Below are 1,378 nucleotides of genomic sequence, written 5' to 3'. Positions count from 1 at the left end.
CCCTTTGGCCCGGACCGGGCAAGGATTCCGTCAAGGCTCTCGTTAAAGGGGATGCGTGTGCGTACAGGACGGTTCCGCTTGTACGCGGCCGTCGTCAGAGCGGGCTTCAGGCGGTACGCCACCTATCGGATCGCCACCCTGGCGGGCGTGTTCACCAACACCGTCTTCGGGCTGATCCTGGCGTACACGTACATCGCGCTCTGGGACGAGCGGCCGGGGCTCGGCGGCTACGACCAGGCACAGGCACTGACGTTCGTATGGCTGGGGCAGGGGCTGCTCACGGTGATGTCGTTGATGGGCGGTGGTTTCGAGGGCGAGCTGATCGAGCGGATCCGCACCGGGGACATCGCGATCGACCTGTACAGGCCCGCCGACCTGCAGGCCTGGTGGCTGGCGACCGACCTGGGCCGGGCCCTGTTCCAGCTGCTCGGGCGCGGTGTCGTGCCGATGGTGGCCGGCTCCCTCGTCTTCGACCTGGCGCTGCCCGCCGAGCCGCTGCGCTGGCTGGCCTTCCTGCTTGCCGTGTTCCTCGGCGTGGTGGTCAGCTTCGCGCTCCGCTTCCTGGTGGCGCTCTGTGCGTTCTGGCTGATGGACGGCGCGGGCGTGACCCAGATGGCGATGCTCGCGGGCGTCTTCTTCTCGGGGATGCTGCTCCCGCTGAACGTCTTCCCCGGCGCGCTCGGCGAGTTCGCCCGCGCACTGCCCTGGTCCGCGCTGCTCCAGGTGCCCGTCGACGTGTTCCTCGGCAAGCACACCGGCGTCGACCTGCTCCGGACGTACGCTTTCCAGATCGGCTGGGCGGCGGCGCTCCTCACGGCCGGGCGGCTGCTGCAGGCGGTCGCCACGCGACGGGTGGTGGTCCAGGGTGGCTGACCTGGCACAGGCACGGGAGGGGCTGCGCGCCTACCGGCTGATCTCCGGCATGTGGATCCGCTCCCTCATGGCCTACCGCCTGTCCTTCGCGATGACCGCGCTCGGCAACCTGGCGGTGACCGCGTTCGACTTCGCGGCGATCCTGCTGATGTTCTCCCAGGTGGACCGGCTCGGCGGCTACTCGCTGGCCGAGATCGCCTTCCTGTACGGAGCGTCGGGCACCGCGTTCGGGCTCACGGACCTCGCCATGGGGTCCATGGACCGGCTGGGGAACCGGGTGCGCGACGGCACGCTCGACACGCTCCTGGTGCGGCCCGTCCCGGTGATCGCGCAGGTCGCCGCCGACCGGTTCGGGCTGCACCGGATCGGGCGCGTCGTCCAGGGGGCGCTCGTCCTCACGTACGCGCTGGTGGTCCTGGACATCGACTGGACCCCGCTGAAGGTCCTGATGATCCCGCTGATGCTGCTCTGCGGATCGGGGATCTTCGCGGCCGTGTGGGTGGCG

The 1,378-nt window shown here is 70.0% G+C and carries 2 protein-coding genes; both read left to right on the top strand.

What is annotated here, in order from left to right; all coding sequences use genetic code 11:
* Positions 1-51: 51 nt before the first annotated feature.
* Positions 52-873, top strand: coding sequence for an ABC transporter permease (locus ACZ5CR_RS45335; RefSeq protein ID WP_468869565.1), 822 nt, complete (start codon positions 52-54; stop codon positions 871-873).
* A 49-nt stretch (positions 874-922) separates the two neighbouring features.
* Positions 923-1,378 (top strand): ABC-2 family transporter protein (locus tag ACZ5CR_RS45330; protein WP_468869568.1); only part of this gene is annotated, 456 nt, incomplete at its 3' end.

Source organism: Streptomyces sp. NPDC031274 (genome assembly GCF_055570235.1).
Note: the sequence above shows the minus strand (reverse complement) of the source record. Positions and strands in the feature narration are given on the sequence as shown.

What these genes read in the sequence shown, in the direction of transcription:
- ACZ5CR_RS45335 (WP_468869565.1), top strand. Translation starts at nt 52, where the DNA reads ATGCGTGTGCGTACAGGACGGTTCCGCTTGTACGCGGCCGTCGTCAGA.